Source organism: Ectorhizobium quercum, from assembly GCF_026552795.1.
GTDB classification, from domain to species: domain Bacteria; phylum Pseudomonadota; class Alphaproteobacteria; order Rhizobiales; family Rhizobiaceae; genus Ectorhizobium; species Ectorhizobium quercum.
In genome coordinates this window covers 476,137-494,653 of the sequence record NZ_JANFPI010000003.1, presented here as the reverse complement: position 1 = coordinate 494,653, position 18,517 = coordinate 476,137, and the positions used below count along the sequence as shown (strand labels likewise).

The 18,517-nt window shown below is 62.0% G+C and carries 18 protein-coding genes and 5 tRNA genes; 11 read left to right on the top strand and 12 right to left on the bottom strand.

Annotation, left to right across the window (positions count from 1 at the left end):
• Window positions 1–44: 44 nt before the first annotated feature.
• The 6 genes from NOF55_RS10855 to NOF55_RS10830 all read right to left on the bottom strand — a co-directional run bounded on the left by NOF55_RS10855 (window position 45) and on the right by NOF55_RS10830 (window position 3,459).
• Complete coding sequence (locus NOF55_RS10855) at window positions 45–692, bottom strand: hypothetical protein (RefSeq protein ID WP_306411384.1); 648 nt, start codon at window positions 690–692, stop codon at window positions 45–47.
• A gap of 993 nt (window positions 693–1,685) precedes the next feature.
• Window positions 1,686–1,762: transfer RNA gene (locus tag NOF55_RS10850), tRNA-Arg, on the bottom strand.
• A gap of 54 nt (window positions 1,763–1,816) precedes the next feature.
• Entirely contained in the window at window positions 1,817–2,122 is a 306-nt protein-coding gene (locus NOF55_RS10845; protein ID WP_306411383.1) for an ETC complex I subunit, read from the bottom strand.
• An 81-nt stretch (window positions 2,123–2,203) separates the two neighbouring features.
• Window positions 2,204–2,280 (bottom strand) — tRNA-Pro (locus tag NOF55_RS10840).
• Window positions 2,281–2,377: 97 nt separating this feature from the next.
• On the bottom strand, window positions 2,378–2,863 hold the full coding sequence (locus NOF55_RS10835; RefSeq protein ID WP_306411685.1) for a DUF192 domain-containing protein: 486 nt from the start codon (window positions 2,861–2,863) through the stop codon (window positions 2,378–2,380).
• A gap of 17 nt (window positions 2,864–2,880) precedes the next feature.
• Complete coding sequence (locus NOF55_RS10830) at window positions 2,881–3,459, bottom strand: cold-shock protein (protein WP_306411382.1); 579 nt, start codon at window positions 3,457–3,459, stop codon at window positions 2,881–2,883.
• Window positions 3,460–3,658: 199 nt separating this feature from the next.
• On the opposite strand from NOF55_RS10830, the gene gloA reads away from it, so the two are divergent.
• The 5 genes from gloA (at window position 3,659) to NOF55_RS10805 (ending at window position 5,362) form a co-directional block, all read left to right on the top strand.
• Window positions 3,659–4,099 carry a lactoylglutathione lyase gene (gene gloA, locus NOF55_RS10825; protein WP_306411381.1) on the top strand — a complete coding sequence of 147 codons (441 nt, stop codon included), beginning with the start codon at window positions 3,659–3,661 and terminating at the stop codon, window positions 4,097–4,099.
• 105 nt (window positions 4,100–4,204) lie between these two features.
• Window positions 4,205–4,705, top strand: a complete 501-nt coding sequence (locus NOF55_RS10820) for a hypothetical protein (protein ID WP_306411380.1) — start codon at window positions 4,205–4,207, stop codon at window positions 4,703–4,705.
• A gap of 130 nt (window positions 4,706–4,835) precedes the next feature.
• Window positions 4,836–4,910, top strand: a tRNA-Glu gene (locus NOF55_RS10815).
• Window positions 4,911–5,061: 151 nt separating this feature from the next.
• Window positions 5,062–5,136: transfer RNA gene (locus NOF55_RS10810), tRNA-Glu, on the top strand.
• A 151-nt stretch (window positions 5,137–5,287) separates the two neighbouring features.
• Window positions 5,288–5,362: transfer RNA gene (locus tag NOF55_RS10805), tRNA-Glu, on the top strand.
• Window positions 5,363–5,381: 19 nt separating this feature from the next.
• On the opposite strand, the gene recJ is transcribed toward NOF55_RS10805, so the two are convergent.
• The 5 genes from recJ to NOF55_RS10780 all read right to left on the bottom strand — a co-directional run bounded on the left by recJ (window position 5,382) and on the right by NOF55_RS10780 (window position 10,937).
• On the bottom strand, window positions 5,382–7,184 hold the full coding sequence (gene recJ, locus NOF55_RS10800) for a single-stranded-DNA-specific exonuclease RecJ (RefSeq protein ID WP_306411379.1): 1,803 nt from the start codon (window positions 7,182–7,184) through the stop codon (window positions 5,382–5,384).
• A gap of 91 nt (window positions 7,185–7,275) precedes the next feature.
• Entirely contained in the window at window positions 7,276–7,470 is a 195-nt protein-coding gene (locus NOF55_RS10795) for a hypothetical protein (RefSeq protein WP_306411378.1), read from the bottom strand.
• 158 nt (window positions 7,471–7,628) lie between these two features.
• A complete protein-coding gene (locus tag NOF55_RS10790; RefSeq protein ID WP_306411377.1) occupies window positions 7,629–8,948 on the bottom strand; it encodes a homoserine dehydrogenase in 1,320 nt (439 codons plus the stop codon).
• Between the two features lie 79 nt (window positions 8,949–9,027).
• Entirely contained in the window at window positions 9,028–10,245 is a 1,218-nt protein-coding gene (locus NOF55_RS10785) for an LL-diaminopimelate aminotransferase (RefSeq protein WP_306411376.1), read from the bottom strand.
• Between the two features lie 293 nt (window positions 10,246–10,538).
• Complete coding sequence (locus NOF55_RS10780) at window positions 10,539–10,937, bottom strand: hypothetical protein (protein WP_306411375.1); 399 nt, start codon at window positions 10,935–10,937, stop codon at window positions 10,539–10,541.
• Between the two features lie 139 nt (window positions 10,938–11,076).
• Here NOF55_RS10780 and sfsA point away from each other — a divergent pair, with 139 nt between their 5' ends.
• The 6 genes from sfsA (at window position 11,077) to NOF55_RS10750 (ending at window position 16,709) form a co-directional block, all read left to right on the top strand.
• Entirely contained in the window at window positions 11,077–11,796 is a 720-nt protein-coding gene (sfsA, locus tag NOF55_RS10775) for a DNA/RNA nuclease SfsA (protein ID WP_306411374.1), read from the top strand.
• A gap of 33 nt (window positions 11,797–11,829) precedes the next feature.
• The gene (map, locus tag NOF55_RS10770; protein ID WP_306411373.1) at window positions 11,830–12,666 is read left to right on the top strand and encodes a type I methionyl aminopeptidase; all 837 of its coding nucleotides are present in this window, start codon (window positions 11,830–11,832) and stop codon (window positions 12,664–12,666) included.
• A 3-nt stretch (window positions 12,667–12,669) separates the two neighbouring features.
• Complete coding sequence (radC, locus tag NOF55_RS10765; RefSeq protein WP_306411372.1) at window positions 12,670–13,485, top strand: RadC family protein; 816 nt, start codon at window positions 12,670–12,672, stop codon at window positions 13,483–13,485.
• Between the two features lie 112 nt (window positions 13,486–13,597).
• Window positions 13,598–15,010 (top strand): Si-specific NAD(P)(+) transhydrogenase, encoded by a 1,413-nt coding sequence (sthA, locus tag NOF55_RS10760; protein WP_306411371.1) that lies wholly within the window; start codon window positions 13,598–13,600, stop codon window positions 15,008–15,010.
• A gap of 197 nt (window positions 15,011–15,207) precedes the next feature.
• Window positions 15,208–16,080: a hypothetical protein gene (locus NOF55_RS10755; RefSeq protein ID WP_306411370.1), complete on the top strand. Its 873-nt coding sequence runs from the start codon at window positions 15,208–15,210 to the stop codon at window positions 16,078–16,080.
• A 50-nt stretch (window positions 16,081–16,130) separates the two neighbouring features.
• Window positions 16,131–16,709, top strand: coding sequence for a YceI family protein (locus NOF55_RS10750; RefSeq protein WP_306411369.1), 579 nt, complete (start codon window positions 16,131–16,133; stop codon window positions 16,707–16,709).
• A gap of 174 nt (window positions 16,710–16,883) precedes the next feature.
• Here NOF55_RS10750 and tig read toward each other — a convergent pair whose 3' ends face one another.
• A complete protein-coding gene (tig, locus tag NOF55_RS10745; protein WP_306411368.1) occupies window positions 16,884–18,371 on the bottom strand; it encodes a trigger factor in 1,488 nt (495 codons plus the stop codon).
• Window positions 18,372–18,517: the final 146 nt, after the last annotated feature.

Here is an 18,517-nt window from a genome sequence, read left to right as displayed (position 1 = left end):
CGCCGCATCGGAACCGGTGCGGCGATTTTTTTACGGCGCCGTTTTCACCATTTGGTCGTATAGCGCGCGCTGACACTTGTGTTCAGCGTGTCGGCCGAATGGTCGAAGTCGCTGCGGATGGTGATATTCGATCCGAGCTTCTGCTCGATACCGACACCGGTACGCACATCGTCAAGATCACCCGTCGTCACGCCACGCAAGATGAACCGTGTTCCCTTATCCGTCGCCAGTTGGACGGAATGCGACGTGTTGACGCCATTCCACGTATTATGCTCTCCGTTATAGAATGAGGAGTAAGACTGCTCCACCTCCATATCGATCGCGGGTGTGGCGATCCACGTGCGCAGAGAAGACAGCCTCACCGTCCCGCTTCCGCTCAAGACGCTGAAATCCATGTTGAGATTGCGTCGCAGCGATTTGCCGGGCGCATCATTCGTCTGATGACTCCAGGAACTCCACAGGCGGGTCGGAACCTCGCGCACGGCGCCGCTGTCATTGGCCCGTACATCGAAATCGATGCCGGCTTTCGTGCCGGTTTCCTGCGGCAGGTTCATGCCCACCCGCAAGGAATAGGCACTTTTCCCGATGCGCGACGGTTGCCATATCAGGGCCTGTTCCTGCGCAACAGCTGGCGAGGAGGCCATGAAAGCAGCGAACAGCGACGCTCCGCGTTTCCTTGTCTGCTTTTCCATACCCGTTTCTCCCGTGGGAAACGACCGCTATCCTCCCGCTCGCGGCACCGCAAATAACCACGCCAGCCCCGGTGAACGGTTCCCGATAAATCCGGTCAACTCTGGAGAAGGCGGAACAGTCACCCGCCCGACAGGCGGGCAGAGTGCGCATTTCGATACACACGCAAATCATAGCAGTTTTCCCGCCTATAGAAAACACCCAGCGGTTCAGCTGCCGTTTTCGGTGCTGGGGAGAGAAGCAAATCCTGCCGGAAACAGCCCTGATCGAGAAGATGGCGACAATCGATCCCCGCAACCGGAATCGTCACGCGGCAGGGGAAACGATCCAATAATAATCCAGAAAAATCAGATAATTAAAGAAACGCATGCGACCTCCGCACACCTCGAACGTACGACATCCTGCTTAGAAGGGGCGAGGCAAACCTTCTGTTATCAGGCGATCTCACGTTTCCGTTTATGATGGTTAACCCAAATTTCGTTTGAGGAAATCCGTCTTTGTACAAACGGGACGACTCCGTATTATCTCCTCGTACCACGGGAATATAACCGACGCAGGCGGGCACAACCTTCAACTCTTGCGGTAGAATAAGCTCGGGCCGTTTCCCGGTTTCCAGCGGTGGCGTTCAATCGCATTTAAATTCCGTTAGCCAATGAAGAAGGACGAGAATGAGCCAATTCAGCGGTTTGCGCCTTTGTGATAATCGTTGAGGCGTCGCCTCAAATTTCCACGCATTACCCGTTACAATGCCTCTTATGGACAAGTCGGGCATCGTCTTCGTGATACTGCTATGTGCGCTGGTCGCTGTTGTGCTCAGCATCGTTCTGTTCGAAACAGAGCACGCAGTCGTTCGGCCAGACGATGGTTCTCTGCTACCGCCGACGATTCTGGATTAACGGCAAGAACACCCTCGGGATTTCGTAAATCAAAAAGGCGACCGGCAGCGGGCCGTCAGAAATCAACCATCAATAAAATCAGTCAGTTAAATGGAGTGCTGGCGACCCCTGTAGGACTCGAACCTACGACAACCTGCTTAGAAGGCAGGTGCTCTATCCAGCTGAGCTAAGGGGCCGGTTCACAATGTGCGGAAGATAACGACACTCCCGCAATCGGGGATGCGCGAATCTTAGTGCGTCCAGGGTTGCGTGCGCGTGTACCGGAAATTGTCCGGATAGGACACGTTCTTCACGGTGGCTTCCTTGGGCAGAATCACACGGTATTCGATGCCCTTGCGCGTGGCATATTCTTCCGCCTGCTCCTGCGTTTCGAACGTCAGCTTGACCTGCTGCAACATGTCGCTCGAGGACGTGTAACCGAATACGGGATCGACCTTGCGCGGCACGGACTGGTCGAATTCGAGAACCCAACGATGGGTCTTCGCCTTTCCAGACTGCATGGCGGTCTTGGCGGGTCTGTAAATCTTGGCGGACATGCTTGCTCCGTAATACCCCAAAAGGGCGAATCCCGCCCTCGCGATCTCGCTGCCTCTCCGGTGCAACCACCTTCGTCGACGTGGTCGGAGTGGAGAGATTCGAACTCCCGACCCTCTGGTCCCAAACCAGATGCGCTACCAGGCTGCGCTACACTCCGTGACCGACGACGTTGCGGAGATACACGCTTCGACCTTCGACTTCAACTCCTAACATCCGGTTTGCGCCGGTGAATTTCAAGCCTGTGAAACGATCAATCAGTCGCTTTTTTCAATGCTTTCGAGATCGACCCGGCTTCCGGTGCCGATCCTGAGGCGTTCCACGGTTCCCGCGTTGAGTTCAAGCACGTAACGAACCGGCCCGCCCGACGATATCAGCTCCTCCGAGAAGGGAACGGCACGTTCGCGAATATGCTTCACCTCGCCCTGCTCATCGATGAAGAGCATATCGAGCGGTAAGACCGTATTCCTCATCCACATCGTCACCAGCCGGCTTGCCCCGAAATCGAACCACATGCCGTGATCGTCCGGCATGGACTGCCGGTGCATGAGGCCGCGCATGCGCTGCTCATCGCTTACCGCAAGCTCGACGGAAAACGCCACCTTGCGGCCATCGGCGGTTTCAATGGCAAGGCGGCCGTGCTCGAAGCGAACGTCGTCCGCCGCGAAAGTCACCAGCGCAAACAACGAAAAAAGCGCCACCAGGGCGCTTCTCCAGACCGTGACACTACCCTGCCCGCTCATCATCGATCGCCCCGGCTTCAATGAGACCGGCCGAGCGGAAGCGGATTGTCAGGGTGAATCTCGGCGGCCATAAGCCCCTTCTCGCCATCGCCATAGCGCACGAGAACGACCTGACCGGGCCGCAGTTCGGCAAGACCGAAACGGCGCAGGGTTTCCATATGGATGAAAATATCCTCGGTGCCTTCGCCGCGGGTCAGGAAGCCGAACCCTTTGGTGCGATTGAACCACTTCACGATAGCCCGTTCCAGACCGCTGGTTGGCGTCACCTGAACATGCGTGCGAACCGGAGGAAGCTGCGAGGGATGCACCGCCGTCGACTGGTCCATCGAAAGGATACGGAAGGCCTGAAAACCGCGGTCCCGCCTCTGGACGAGGGCGACGATGCGCGTTCCTTCCAGAATCGTCTGATAGCCGTCGCGCCGCAGGCAGCTCACATGCAGCAGGACATCCTGCATGCCGTTGTCGGGAACGATGAACCCGAAGCCCTTGGCGACGTCGAACCACTTCACGACGCCGGTGATCTCGATCAGGTCGATCGGATCGGCTACAAAGTCCTCGAAGCTGTCGACCCCTTTCGATGACATTCTATCCGCCATTTCGTGTCAGCCCCTCGATTACGCTTCACATTCACACGGTCAACTGATTCCCGACCAGTAGATTAACATCGTGTTAACGGAACAGCGCAAGCCCTAGTTTCCATTATTACCGATTCCCATCCTCTCACACGTGGCTTGCACCGAACTGGCTCGACGGGCATAAAAAGCCGGCTTTCCCGCACCAAAAAAAGGAAATGCCATGCGTTATCTTCACACAATGGTTCGCGTTCGCGACCTCGATACATCGCTTGACTTCTATTCGAGGCTCTTCGGCCTCAAGGAATTCAGGAGGGTCGACAGCGAAAAGGGCCGCTTCACGCTCGTCTTCCTCGCGGCGGACGGCGATCTCGAAAAGGCGAAGGCGGACAAGGCACCCTGCCTCGAGCTGACCTACAACTGGGACCCTGAGGACTATACCGGCGGACGCAATTTCGGCCATCTCGCCTATGAAGTGGACGATATCCACGCATTTTGCGACCACCTGCAAAAGAACGGCGTGACCATCAACCGTCCGCCCCGCGACGGCCACATGGCCTTCGTGCGCTCTCCCGATGGCATCTCGATCGAAATTCTGCAAAAGGGCGAGCCGTTGCCGGCGGCAGAACCCTGGGTCTCGATGCCCAATACCGGTAGCTGGTAACGACCGACCGGACGGCATGCTCCGCGCAAGGCCGTCCGGCTAGATTCCCCTCAAGCTGCGCGCGTGATGCGCGCGGCGCTGCCCAATCGCGCCAAGGGGAAAAACATGCCCGATATGATATCGACAGGCCGCGCCCTCACCCGTCTTGCCGTCATCGGCGTTCTGGCCGTTCTGCCGCTGAGCGGCTGCAAGACCCTGTCCTTCGCGGGCAAGACGGCGGAGGCGGACCTCGCCTCCGCGTCAGACGATACCAAAGCCGCGTCTTCGGCGAAAACCGGTTCCGGCACGGCCTATGTGGACCCTTATGTCGCCACGAACGGCGAAAACCCGGAAGCGACCGCGGAAGCGCGGACATTGCCCGGTTCGGAAGAACCGGCCGCCAACATCGCCGGGCTCGCCACCCAGCCGACTGGCGTCAGGGCCAGCCAGTCCAGCATCTTCTCCACAGGCATCGCATCCGATCCCGCGACAGCGCCTCGCGGCGAGGACGGCGCACTGCTTCCGGCCGCCGCCTATTCGCCTGCCCCCGGCATCAATGCGACGCTTTACAGCGTCTACGGCACGGGTAGCGTTCCAACCGGCGCGCCGCAGCCGCCGCTCGACTAACCCATCCTCTTGTTTTCGCGAATATTTCCTTCAAGGTTCCGCCTCTTTTCATCGCGCGGCGATTTTTTGCGGCACAGCGCAATTTGGCGCTTGCGCAGTCCTGAATGCCTGACTATAAGGGCGCCCACACGCGCCCTTCGTCTATCGGTTAGGACGTCAGATTTTCATTCTGAAAAGAGGGGTTCGACTCCCCTAGGGCGTGCCATCTTCCCCAACAGAAATACCTGCCGCCGCCGTGAATGCGCTGTTCCCGCCCGCATAACGCACGACCGGATCGGCCCTGTTGAAAAACCGTCAAAAAAGTCGTTTCGACCGCTTGCGCTCACCGGCGGGCCTGACTATAAGGCCCCTCACACGCGCCCTTCGTCTATCGGTTAGGACGTCAGATTTTCATTCTGAAAAGAGGGGTTCGACTCCCCTAGGGCGTGCCACTTTCCTTAACAGAAATACCTGCCGCCGCCGTGAATGCGATGTTCTCGCCCGCATAACGCACGCCCGGATCTGGCCTGTTGAAAAACCGTCAAAAAAGTCGTTTCGACCGCTTGCGCTCACCGGCGGGCCTGACTATAAGGCCCCTCACACGCGCCCTTCGTCTATCGGTTAGGACGCCAGATTTTCATTCTGGAAAGAGGGGTTCGATTCCCCTAGGGCGTGCCACTTCCTCGCATCGATTTGCTCAGATCGCCCGTGCCGCATCGGTGACACGGAGCTGCACACGTTGCGCGCCCTGCCAGTGATCGAGCGACAGCGAGCCGGCAACGTGAATCATCGAACCGCGCTCCTTCAGTAGAAAATCGCCGAGCGGCGTCTCGGCAACGCGGAAGGCTATGCCCTCCAGCCGGGCACCATCCATCGCTTCCAGCGTCACCTTCACATGCGTCGTTCCGACGGGCCGCGAATCGCGCAACCGGTGGGCCGGCACGGCAAAGACCGGCTGCGGATGCCCCGCTCCGTAGGGACCGGCCGCCTCGAGCTTTTCGATGAGGGCCGGCGTTGCCCCGGAAGCTGAAACGGCGGCATCGATCTTGAGCGCAGGATCGGCCACGAGCGAGGCGACGGCTCCCTTCGCGCTTTCTTCGAAGAAGTGACGCAGGCGCCCCAGATTGGCTCGCTCGACCGTCAAGCCGGCGGCCATGCCATGCCCGCCGCCCTTGACGAGAAGGCCGTTTTCCACCGCCGCGCGCACCATGCGCCCGAGATCGAACCCACCGATGGAGCGGCCGGAACCGGTGCCCCGCCCGTTGGCGTCGAAGGCGATGGCGAATGCCGGGCGGCGGAACTTGTCCTTCAGGCGTGAAGCAAGAAGACCGACGATGCCGGCGTGCCAGCGGTCGTTCGCCGTCACGATGACGGAAGCGCCCTCGCCATTGCCGTATTCGGCAATGGCCTCCGCTTCGGCTTCGGCCAGCATCGCGGCTTCCATCGCCTGGCGCTCCTTGTTCAATTCATCAAGCCGGACGGCGATTTCACCCGCGCGCGCGGCATCATCCATCGTCAGAAGGCGGCTGCCGAGGGCCGCATCGCCAATGCGCCCGCCGGCATTGATGCGCGGGCCGATCAGGAAGCCGAGATGGTAGGGCGTGACCGGGCCGTTGAGGCCCGCCGTACGGAACAGCGCCGCCAGCCCCGGATTGAGCATGTGGCGCGCCGCGACCAGCCCCTTGACGACATAGGCGCGGTTCAGCCCTTTCAGCGGCACGACATCGCAAACCGTCGCGAGCGCGACCAGATCGAGCCAGGAAAGAAGATCGAGCGTTTTCGCCCGCGGATCGCCCGCCATGCGCAGCACCCGCGTCGTGGCGACCAGCACCAGGAAAACCACGCCCGCCGCGCAGAGATGCCCCTGCCCCGAAAGATCGTCCTGCCGGTTCGGATTGACCAGGGCGAGACAGGGCGGCAGGTCGGCTCCAAGCTGGTGATGGTCGATCACCACCACGTCCACGCCGAGGTCGGCGGCCACGGCCAGCGATTCGTGACTGGTCGAGCCGCAGTCGACCGTCACGATCAATTGCGCACCGTTCTCGATCAACTGACGGATGGCGGACGGATTGGGGCCATATCCCTCGAAAATACGATCGGGAATATAAATCTCGGCTTCGATACCGAAGTGACGAAGAAACCGGCACAGCAGCGCCGACGACGCGGCTCCGTCCACATCGTAGTCACCGAAGATCGCGATCTTCTCGCCGGCTTCGACAGCGGCGGCGATCCGCGCGGCTGCCTTGTCGCAGTCGGTCATGCTGGAGGGATCCGGCATGAGCCCGCGGATCGTCGGGTCCAGAAAGGCGGGCGCCTCGTCCACCCCCACGCCACGGCCTGCCAGCACGCGCGCGACGATTTCCGAAAGCCCATGTGTCTGGGATATCGCCAGGGCCCGGTTCAGGCCGGCCTGATCCAGCCGCGCCGACCAGCGCTGGCCCGAAACGGACCTGTCGACGTTCAGGAACGATCTCGTGACGGGATCTGCGGGTGCGGTCATGAAAACAATCTATCCGCCTCATATCTATGCCAAGTCTCCTCTTCCTTGGCATATATGAACGCGGTTTGAAACCGTACCCGCAGAAACACCCTCAATTCAGCAGAGCGACAAGACCGACGATGCCGATGCAGAACATGATTGCCGGCGATACGAGAAACACCAGCAGAAGTGTCCAGTTACGCGTGCGTTTCTTCCGGCGGACGCAACTGTTCGAAACGGATTTCGACGAACGCCGGTTCGTCAGTTCCAGAACGGTATTGGTATCGTGCAGGGTAGTCGAAATCATCAAAGCGCCTCCCTCGCTTGCAATGTTCGCTAATGCACGATCACAACATTAAATCGATTCTAATGCAAGCCAAGGAATGCACCGATGAATTGTCGGATAAACCCGCTTCGCGTCAATGGAGCGTTCCGGGTTGAACCCTGGTGCGCGATGCGCCGGAATCACACGGTCTTGGGGCGCTCGATACGAATGACCTGGGCCGCGCCGAGGAGATAACCGTCGGCGGACACGGCCGCCACCGCCTTGCGCAGCGAATCCTCGCGGGTCGCATGCGTCACGAGGATGATCGTCTGCGGACCGGTCTCGCCCCGCGGTTTGGGACGCTGCACGATCGATTCCAGCGAAATGCCGTTGGCCGCCATATGTGTGGCGATCCCGGCGAACACCCCTGCCCGGTCTTCCACCGTCAGGCGGATGAAATAGCCGCCCTCATGGCTCTGGATGCGCGCGCGGCAATAGGGATCGAGCGATGCCGCCGGGCGTCCGAGGGCCGGCACGCGCTGCGCGCCCGGGCGGCTCTTGGCGATATCGGCAATGTCGCCCAGCACGGCGGAGGCGGTCGCATTGCCTCCGGCGCCCGGACCGACCATCAGCAATTCCCCGAGAATGTCGGATTCGATCGCGACGGCATTGGTCACGCCGTCCACCTGCGCGATGACCGAGTCGAGCGGCACCATCGTCGGGTGAACCCGCTGCTCGATGCCGGTCCCGGTCGTCTGCGCGACGCCCAGCAACTTGATGCGATAGCCCAGATCGGCGGCGGCGCGGATATCCTCAATCGAGATATTGGTGATGCCTTCAAGATAGATGTCGTCGGCGGCAATCTGCGTGCCGAAAGCGAGCGTCGTCAGGATGGCGAGCTTGTGGGCCGTGTCATTGCCCTCGATATCGAAGGCCGGATCGGCTTCGGCATAGCCGAGGCGTTGCGCCTCCTTGAGGCAATCCTCGAAAGAAAGCCCCTCCTTCTCCATACGGGTCAGGATGTAATTGCAGGTGCCGTTCATGATGCCGTAGACGCGGCTGACGTGGTTGCCGGTCAGCGATTCGCGCAACGCCTTGATGACGGGAATGCCGCCCGCGACCGCCGCCTCGAAATTGAGAAGCGCGCCCTTGTCTTCGGCAAGGGAGGCCAGTTCGACGCCGCAGCGGGCCAGCAGAGCCTTGTTGGCCGTCACGACGTGAACGCCCCGGGCCAGTGCGGCGCGGACGGATTCGTCGGCCGTGCCGGTGGCACCGCCGATCAGTTCGACGAAAACGTCGATATCGGCCTTTTCAGCCATTTCGACGGCGGAATCGAACCAGTCGATCCCCGTCAGATCGATGCCCCGATCACGGTTGCGGTTGCGTGCGGAGACGGCAACGATTTCGATCGCGCGGCCGCAGGTAACGGCCAGTTCGTTCTTGCGCTGCTGCAACAGGGCTACGAGCGAGGCACCGACGGTGCCAAGGCCCGCAATGCCGATCCTGAGGGCATCTGCCATGAGAAATAGTCCTGGATATGGTCTTTTGGAAAAGGCGGCCGGCGAAGGCGGCCGCCCGTGGAACGGCGAAAGGTCTCGCTTAACGGTGGGCGTTCAGCGAAATGACGTTGTGCATGGTCTCGTCCGCCGTCGAGAAGAACTTCTTGATGTTGCGGGCGGCCTGACGGATGCGGTGCTCGTTCTCCACCAGCGCGAGGCGGACGTATTCGTCGCCCTGCTCGCCGAATCCGATGCCCGGCGCGACCGCGACATCGGCCTTCTCCACCAGAAGCTTGGAGAATTCCAGCGAGCCGAGATGGCGGAAGGGTTCGGGAATCTTCGCCCAGGCGAACATCGTCGCGGCGGGCGGCGGCACTTCGAAACCGGCCTTGCCGAAGGCATCGACCATCACGTCGCGGCGACGCCTGTAGACATTGCGCACCTCGGCGATATCCGTTCCGTCGCCGTTCAGCGCATGCGTGGCGGCCACCTGGATCGGCGTAAAGGCGCCGTAGTCGAGATAGGATTTCACGCGCGTCAGCGCCGAGACCAGACGCTCGTTACCAACCGCGAAGCCGATGCGCCAGCCCGGCATGGAGAAGGTCTTGGACATCGAGGTGAATTCGACGGTCACGTCGATGGCGCCGGGCACTTCCAGGACGGAAGGCGGCGGATTGCCGTCGAAATAGATTTCCGAATAGGCAAGGTCGGAAAGGATGAACAGCTCGTGCTTGCGCGCGAAGGCCACGACCTCCTTGTAGAAGTCGAGGCTCGCCACATGCGCCGTCGGGTTCGACGGATAGTTGATGACGAGCGCGATCGGCTTCGGGATGGAGTGGCGGATGGCGCGCTCCAGCGGCGGAAAGAAGCTGTCGTCCGGCTCGACCGGAAGCGAACGGATGACGCCGCCGGCCATCAGGAAGCCGAACGCATGGATCGGATAGGTCGGGTTCGGGCACAGGATCACGTCGCCCGGCGCGGTGATGGCCTGCGCCATGTTGGCGAAGCCCTCCTTGGAGCCGAGCGTGGCCACGACCTGCGTGTCCGGGTCGAGCTTCACGCCGAAGCGGCGGGCGTAATAGGAAGCCTGGGCGCGGCGAAGGCCGGGAATGCCCTTGGAAGCCGAGTAACGGTGCGAGCGCGGATCCTGCACCACTTCGCAGAGCTTGTCGACGATGCCCTTCGGGGTCGGAAGATCGGGGTTGCCCATGCCGAGGTCTATGATGTCGGCGCCACCGGCTCGCGCTGCCGCCTTCAGTCGGTTGACCTGTTCGAAAACATAGGGCGGCAGTCTGCGGACTTTGTGAAACTCTTCCATCTCTTTCCTCATGGAATCATCGGCCCTCGGCGGGCCACGCCGGGATTCGTCTCTCATCACGGCCACCGCGACACGAACCTCCTGAAATCGCGGGGTCACTCGCTGCCGGACCATCACAGGCCGGCATGAAACGGGCGGCGCGACACATCGCCTCCCGCCGTCATTCGAGTGCTTTGCGACCAAACCCGCCGAAAGGCAAGCCCAAATCGGCCGCAGGCGCTCGGGGAAGACGGGTTTTCTCGCCCGTTCGCCCCTCACCGGGATCATGGCGTCCCTTGAGGGCGGAAATGCGGTTAGTTGGTAATCTGGTTCAAAGTGTCCTCGCCGTGCTGCGTGGCGAGCCTGCGCAGTTCCTCCTGACGGCGCCTGTATTCGGCTTCCGAGATCGCGCCGCGGCGGCGGGCGGCGCCAAGCGCGCTCAATTGCTGCTGCTGCGTCGCGGCTTCCTCGTTCGTCATCTGGAGTGCCGCCGATGTCAGCGGCTCGGCAAAGCCGGGATAATAACCGGTCTTCTGCGGGCCTGTCGGAGCCGGGCCGCTCGGCACACCGGGAACCACCGTCACCACCTGCGGCGTCGCCATCGGTCCGGATTCAGTTCCGACATTGTTGCTGGCGCAACCGGCAGCGGCCGCACAAATGGCCGCAACGGCGGCGGCACGCACTGCAAGCGCCAGATTTCCGACCGGTTTCATCCCTGCCTCGCTCAATTCCTGCGGGACCCGCCTAAGGCTCGGTCCCGTCGATCGTTACCGGCACACCTTAAAGCATGGGCGGTTCAAAAGAACAACGGTTCGGCTTGCTTCATTCATCCAAAGGCGGCAAAACCCCTGCATGATCTTCGATCCTCCCCTCATCGCCGCGACGCTCGTGCGCCGCTACAAGCGTTTTCTGTTCGATGCCGTTCTGGAAGACGGCACGCCGATCACCGGCTTCTGCCCGAACACGGGCTCGATGCGCGGCCTGACGGAGCCCGGCTCGCGCATCTGGCTTTCGCAGCACGACGAGGGACCGGCGCGGAAATACCGCTACCGTTTCGAACTGATCGAAGTCGGCGGCATCGTCGCGGGCATCAATTCGGGAATGGCCAACCGATTCGCCGAGGAAGCCCTCGTGGCCGGGCTGGTGCCCGGTCTGGAAGGCTACGATATCCTGCGGCGCGAACAGAAATACGGCAGGCAATCGCGAATCGATTTCCTGCTCTCCGGCAACGGACTTCCCGATGCCTATGTCGAGGTGAAGAACGTTCATTTCATCCGCTCGGCCGGGCTGGCGGAGTTTCCGGACACGGCCACCGCCCGCGGCGCGCGGCATCTAAAGGAGCTGGGGGACATGGTGGAGGCCGGCCATCGCGCCGTCATGCTCTATCTCATCCAGCGTCCGGATTGCGATCGTTTCGCCGTGGCGGGGGACCTCGATCCCGTCTACGCCGCCGCCTACGACCGGGCGCTTTCGCGCGGTGTCGAGGTCAGGGCAGTAAAATGCGCGATAACGCCGCGGGAAATTCGCGCCGAGGCGACCGTCGCGATGGACGACCGTGCCCGCTCTGGTTAAGACAGAATACGAACGAAATGAAAGCAGGCGATCATGGTGAATTACATTGAAGCGGCAAGCGCGCCGATGAAGAATACCGGCGCCATCCGCATCTACGGCCCGGAGGCGTTCGAGGGCATGCGCAAGGCGTGCCGCATCACCTCCGATTGTCTCGACGCGCTGGCCGACATCGTCAAGCCGGGCGTCACCACCAACACGATCGACCGTTTTGTCTTCCAGTTCGGGCTCGACCACGGCGCCCTGCCGGCGACGCTCAATTACCGCGGATACACGAAATCGGTCTGCACCTCGATCAACCATGTCGTCTGCCACGGCATTCCCGACGACAAGCCGCTGCGCGAGGGTGATATTGTCAATATCGACGTGACCTACTGGGTGGATGGCTATCACGGCGATTCGAGCCGCATGTATCCGGTCGGGCAGATCAAGCGTGCCGCCGAACGCCTGCTGGAAGTGACCTATGAGTGCCTGCTGCGCGGCATCGCCACCGTGCGGCCCGGCACACGCACCGGCGCCATCGGCCAGGCGATCCAGACCTATGCGGAAGCGGAGCGTTGTTCCGTCGTGCGCGACTTCTGCGGCCACGGCGTCGGCCAGCTTTTCCACGATACGCCGAACATCCTCCATTACGGCCGCGCCAGCGAAGGCCCGGAAATCCGCGAAGGCATGATCTTCACCATCGAGCCGATGATCAATCTCGGCAAGCCGCATGTGAAGGTCCTGTCGGACGGGTGGACCGCCGTCACCCGCGACCGGTCGCTGACGGCGCAGTACGAACATACCGTGGGCGTGACGTCCGACGGCTGCGAGATCTTCACGCTCTCCTCGAAGGGGCTCGACCGGCCGGGCCTTCCGCCGCTGACGGTCTGAGACATGACGAAACGCCCCGGCCCGCCGCAGGACGAGTACCGGAGCGCCCCGCCGGGCGACGACCTTTTCCCGCCGGACGACGAGCGCCGCTTCTTTGCGCTGAACGAGGCCGGACCCGTCACCGTCGATGAGGCCGGACGGGAAAAGCAGGCCCATTACCACGGCCATCGGGAGCGTCTGCGCAACCGCTTCCGCGAAGGCGGCGATGCCGCGCTCGCCGATTACGAGCTTCTCGAACTCCTGCTGTTCCGGCTTATCCCCCGCCGCGACACCAAGCCTATCGCAAAGGCCCTTCTCGACCGGTTCAAGACGCTCGGCGGCGTGCTCGGCGCGCCCGCGCCACTGCTTCAGGAAGTGAGCGGCATAGGCGAGGCGGTGGCGCTCGACCTCAAGCTCGTCGCGGCACTTTCGCGCCGCACGCTGAAAAGCGAGATCAGGGGCAAGCAGGTTCTCGGCTCCTGGTCGGCCGTCATCGACTATTGCCACAGCGCGATGGCCCACGAACCACGCGAGCAGTTCCGCATCCTGTTTCTCGACAAGCGCAACACGCTGATCGCCGACGAGGTGCAGGGGCAAGGCACGGTCGACCATACGCCCGTCTATCCCCGGGAGGTGGTGCGGCGCGCGCTGGAGCTTTCGGCGACGGCGATCATCCTGGTCCACAACCACCCGTCCGGCGACCCGACGCCCTCGCGCGCCGACATCGATATGACGCACACGATCATTTCCACCGCGAAGCCGCTCGGCATCACCGTCCACGACCATATCATCGTCGGCAAGGACGGCCATGTCAGTTTCAAGGGATTGCGGCTGATCTGACATTTCGCATATGCGAAATCTTGAACCCGTTACGAAATCGGTCAGAATCCCCTGATATGCTCGGCGGGCGGCGAGAAGACCGCGGTCAATTCATATCATTCGGGGCGCATATATGAATTCCTATGATCTCATCGTGATCGGCAGCGGGCCTGCCGGACGGCGTGCTGCGGTGCAGGCGGCCAAGCTGGGAAAATCGGTTCTCGTCATCGAAAAGGGGCGCCGTGTCGGCGGCGTGTCGGTTCACACGGGAACCATTCCCTCGAAGACGCTGCGCGAGACCGCGCTCAACCTGACCGGCTGGCGCGAACGCGGCTTCTATGGCCGTTCCTACCGCGTCAAGCAGAACATCAGCGCCGCGGACCTGCAAAGGCGCATGCTGATTACGCTCGATCACGAAGTCGACGTCCTGGAGCACCAGTTCGCCCGCAACCGCGTCAGCGAAATGCACGGCACGGCCACCTTCATCGACGCGAACACGCTCGAAGTCACCCGCAACGACGGCGAAGTCCTGCGGGTCAGGGGCACGTCCGTCCTGCTCGCGGTCGGCACCCGCCCCTATCGCCCCGCGCACATCCCCTTCGACGGCGAGGCCATCATCGACAGCGACGAGATCCTTGAAATCAAGGAGGTTCCGCGCTCGTTGGCGGTGATCGGCGCCGGCGTCATCGGCATCGAATATGCCACGATCTTCTCCACGCTCGACACGCAGGTCACGGTCATCGAAAGCCGCGAGACGATGCTCGAGTTCATCGACAAGGAAATCGTCGAGGATTTCACCTACCAGCTTCGCGACCGCAACATGAAGCTGATCTTCGGACAGGCGATCGAAAACGTTTCACGCGACGAAAGCGGCAAGTGTCGCATCGTGCTCAAGAACGGGCGCATCGTGGTGACGGAAATGGTCCTGTTCGCCGCCGGCCGCGTCGGCGCCACCGATACGCTCAGTCTTTCCGCCGCAGGGCTGGAGGCGGACAATCGCGGCCGCATCAAGGTCGATCCCGAGACGTTCCAGTCCGATGTCGCGAACATCTACGCGGCAGGCGATGTTGTCGGCTTCCCGAGCCTCGCCTCGACCTCGATGGAGCAGGGGCGCATTGCCGCCCGCCATGCCGTCGGCGCGCCGGCCAACGAGCCACCTCAATATTTCCCTTACGGAATCTACGCCGTTCCGGAAATCTCGACCTGCGGACTGACCGAAGAGGAAGTCATCCAGCGCGGCATTCCCTACGAATGCGGCGTCGCGCATTTCCGCGAAACCTCGCGCGGCCACATCATGGGCCTGGAAAGCGGCTTGCTGAAAATGGTCTTTTCGCTGAAGACCCGCCGCCTGCTGGGGGTTCACATCGTCGGCGAAGGCGCGACCGAACTCGTCCATATCGGGCAGGCCGTGCTCAACCTGAAGGGAACGGTCGAATATTTCGTCGAAAACACCTTCAACTATCCGACGCTCGCGGAAGCCTACAAGATCGCCGGGCTCGACGCGTGGAACCGGATGGGCGAATTGCAGAAGGTGCAGAAAGCCTGAACGGCTTCCGGCACAACCGTTCACCATTTGGAAACAATGTGTAACTTGTTGTTTAGTATCGTCTCACAATAGTGTGACGGTCTTTTTCGCGCCCCACGGATTGCGCTCGATATGAGGCTCGACATAGCGTCTGCGCTGTAACGGACCGGCCTCGATCCGGTTCGTTACGAGACCGTTCCTCACAAGGTGAACCGCTCGTGCTTCAGACCATGATCCTGACGATCGCCGTCATTCCGCTTGCGCTGGGCGTCGTCGCCGCGCTCGTCGCGAATGCGGCAGGCAGCCGGAAGGCCGCCGCCATCGCGTTCCTCATTCCCCTCTTCGCCAGCGCCATCCTGATCGGCATCGACGGCTGGCCTGCCTTCCCGCCGGTTCGCGCCGCGCACAAGGTGCCCTATGTGCTCGCCATCGGCGCGGTCGTCTTCGCCGTCGCGGCGCTTTCGGTTCGCAAGGCCCATGCCGGTCTTACCGCGCTTGCAGCAGCCATCGCGATCGCGCTTCCCGCCTGGTGGCTCGGCCGCAACATTCTGGCCAACAATTCGCAGAAGGCGACCGTCGTCGCCGTCCTCTTCGTCATCGCCGTGGTCGGGGTCGCCTGGCAGGCCCTGCGCCGCAATACATCCGCCGAAATGGCACAGGCCCAGGTCCTGCCGCAGGCGCTGTTCGCGACATCCGTCGCCGGCGCGATCGTCGCCATCCTCGGCGGCTACATGGGAATGGCGATGTTCAACGGAGCGCTGGCAGCGCTTGCCGGCGGCTTCCTGCTCGTCACCTATATCCGCTATCTGCGCGGCGACGAAAATGCCTTCCGCCTGCCCGGCGGCGGTGCTCTCGCCTTCGCCTGGGTCGCGTTCGCCGGCGTCCTCGTCACGGCGATCTCCGCCCCGAAAGCCTCTTCGGCCGCGCTTGTCGCGACCGCGCTGACCCCGGCCCTGACGCCGTTGGCCGCTCTTTACGGCCCACGCATGGCGCATGCGCCCCGTGCCCTTCTTCCCCTGATCACGGGCCTCATCGCCGCCGTTCCGGCGCTTGCCGGCATTCTTATCGCCAGCCTGCACTTCGCGGGATGAGCCAACCATGCCGGCGGCAAGCCGGATGCAACCCTGAAGGAGACATCAGAATGAAACTTCTTGCGACAACCGCCGCACTTGCCGGACTGCTGATGGCAGGAACCGCCTTTGCCGCAGACAGCTACGAAGTCGATCCCGCCCACGCCTGGGTCAGCTTCAAGACGAACCACAATGGCTGGGCCAATGCCCACGGCACGTTCAAGTCCGTTGCGGGCGAGATTTCCTTCGACAAGGAAGACGTCACGAAAAGCTCGATCACGCTGACGATCGACGCCGCGTCGATCGACACCAACCACGAGCAGCGCGATACGCATCTCAAGAGCCCGGACTTCCTGAATGTCGAGGAATTCCCGGAAATCACCTTCACCAGCACGGCCATCGAAAAGACCGGTGACAAGACGGCCAAGGTCACGGGCGACCTGACGCTCGCCGGCACCACCAAGCCGGTGACGCTCGACGTCACCTGGAACGCCGAAGCGCCGCTGCCGTGGGATGCCAACACGCTGAAAACCGGCTTCTCGGCAACCGGCAGCTTCAACGGCGTCGAACTCGGCATCACCAAGCTGGCCGATTTCGGCCTCGGACCGGATTTCACGCTCGATATCGATCTGGAAGCCGTAAAGAAGTAACCGGTTCCGGCCACAGGCCGCCAATCGCTTCTTTCGTATGAACAGTTCAACCGCCCGGTCCGTTCAGGCCGGGCGGTTTTCCTTGTCCGCAAAGCGCCGGGGAAGCCGGATACGAAAAGCCCGCCGCGAGGTTGTCGCGGCGGGCTTCGAATAGCTTTGAGGGTGAAGGGCGCCTTACTCGGCGGTGTCTTCGGCAGCCTTCTTTTTGGAAGCGGCCTTCTTCTTCGGAGCCGGGGCTTCCTCGCCCTCGGCGGCTTCAGCCTTGGCCGCAGCCTTCTTCTTCGGAGCGGCCTTCTTCTTCTCTTCGGCCTTTTCCCCTTCGGCTTCGTCGTCTTCGGCCAGAAGCTCTTCCTTCGTCACGGTCTTGTCGGTGACGGAGATCTCGGAAAGAAGCTGGTCGATGACCTTTTCCTCGAAGATCGGCGCGCGCAGGGAAGCGGATGCGCCGGGGGTGTTGCGGAAGTAATCCAGGATTTCCTTCTGCTGGCCCGGGAACTGGCGAAGCTGCTCATAGAGCGCGCGCTGCATTTCTTCCTCGGTGACGTCGACGCCGCTCTTGGCACCGATTTCCGAAAGGACGAGGCCAAGGCGCACCCGGCGCTCGGCGAGCTTCAGATACTCGGCGCGGGCATCTTCTTCGGTCGTATCTTCGTCGGCGAAGGTCTTGCCGGCCTGCTCGAGGTCAGTGTTGACCTGCCGCCAGATGTTTTCGAACTCGGCGGACACGAGACCCTGCGGGACCTCGAAGGAATACTGCTCGTCGAGCTGGTCGAGAATCTGGCGCTTGACCTTCTGGCGGGTAATCGAGCCGAACTGTCCTTCGAGCTGCTCGCGCACGATCTCGCGCAGGCGCTCGGCGGACTCGAGGCCGAGCTTCTTGGCAAGCTCGTCGTCGATTTCCAGAGAGGCCGGGCCGGCGACTTCCTTGACGGTGATGTCGAAGGTGGCGTCCTTGCCGGCAAGTTCGGCAGCCGGATACTCGGCCGGGAACGTCACCGTGATGACCTTTTCGTCACCGGCCTTAACGCCGACGAGCTGGTCTTCGAAGCCGGGGATGAAACGGCCCGAGCCGAGAACCAGTTCTGCATCCTCGGCAGTGCCGCCTTCGAAGGCGACGCCGTCGACCTTGCCGAGATAGTTCATGGTCACGCGGTCGCCGTTTTCGGCTGCACCGTCCTTGGTCTCATAGGTGCGGGCGCTTTCGGCGATCTTGAGAACCTGCTCCTCGACTTCCGATTCCGGAATCTCGACGACTTCGCGAACCACCTTGATGCCATCGACCGCCTGGACGTCGAAGGTCGGAATGATTTCGTAGGAGAAGGAGAATTCGAGGTCGGCCTGGGCAGCGAGAATGCGCTCGGCCTCGTCCGTGTCCTCGGTCATGGCGACTTCCGGCTGGGTCGCGGACTTCTCGCCGCGCTCGTTGAGGATTTCCGTCGGCTTGGTGCGGATGAGATCGTTGACGAGCTCGGCGACGATGGACTTGCCGTAGACCTTCTTGAGATGGGCCGGCGGCACCTTGCCCGGACGGAAGCCGTTGATGCGCACCTTGTCCTTGACGTCGGCAAGACGCTCATCCAGACGCTCCTGGAGTTCCGCAACCGGAACGACCACCTTGATTTCGCGCTTCAGCCCTTCAGCGAGCGTTTCGATAACCTGCATGTTTCTAACCTTCATCTCGTGGCGACCGTGCCCGGGCACCCGTTCGTTTCAGTGAGCACGACGCCGGATCTGGGTCCGCACGCGGCCTTTCAGAATTCAAGACATCTTGCGCAGCAAAATGGCGCTCGGACCGCCGTTCCGGGAAA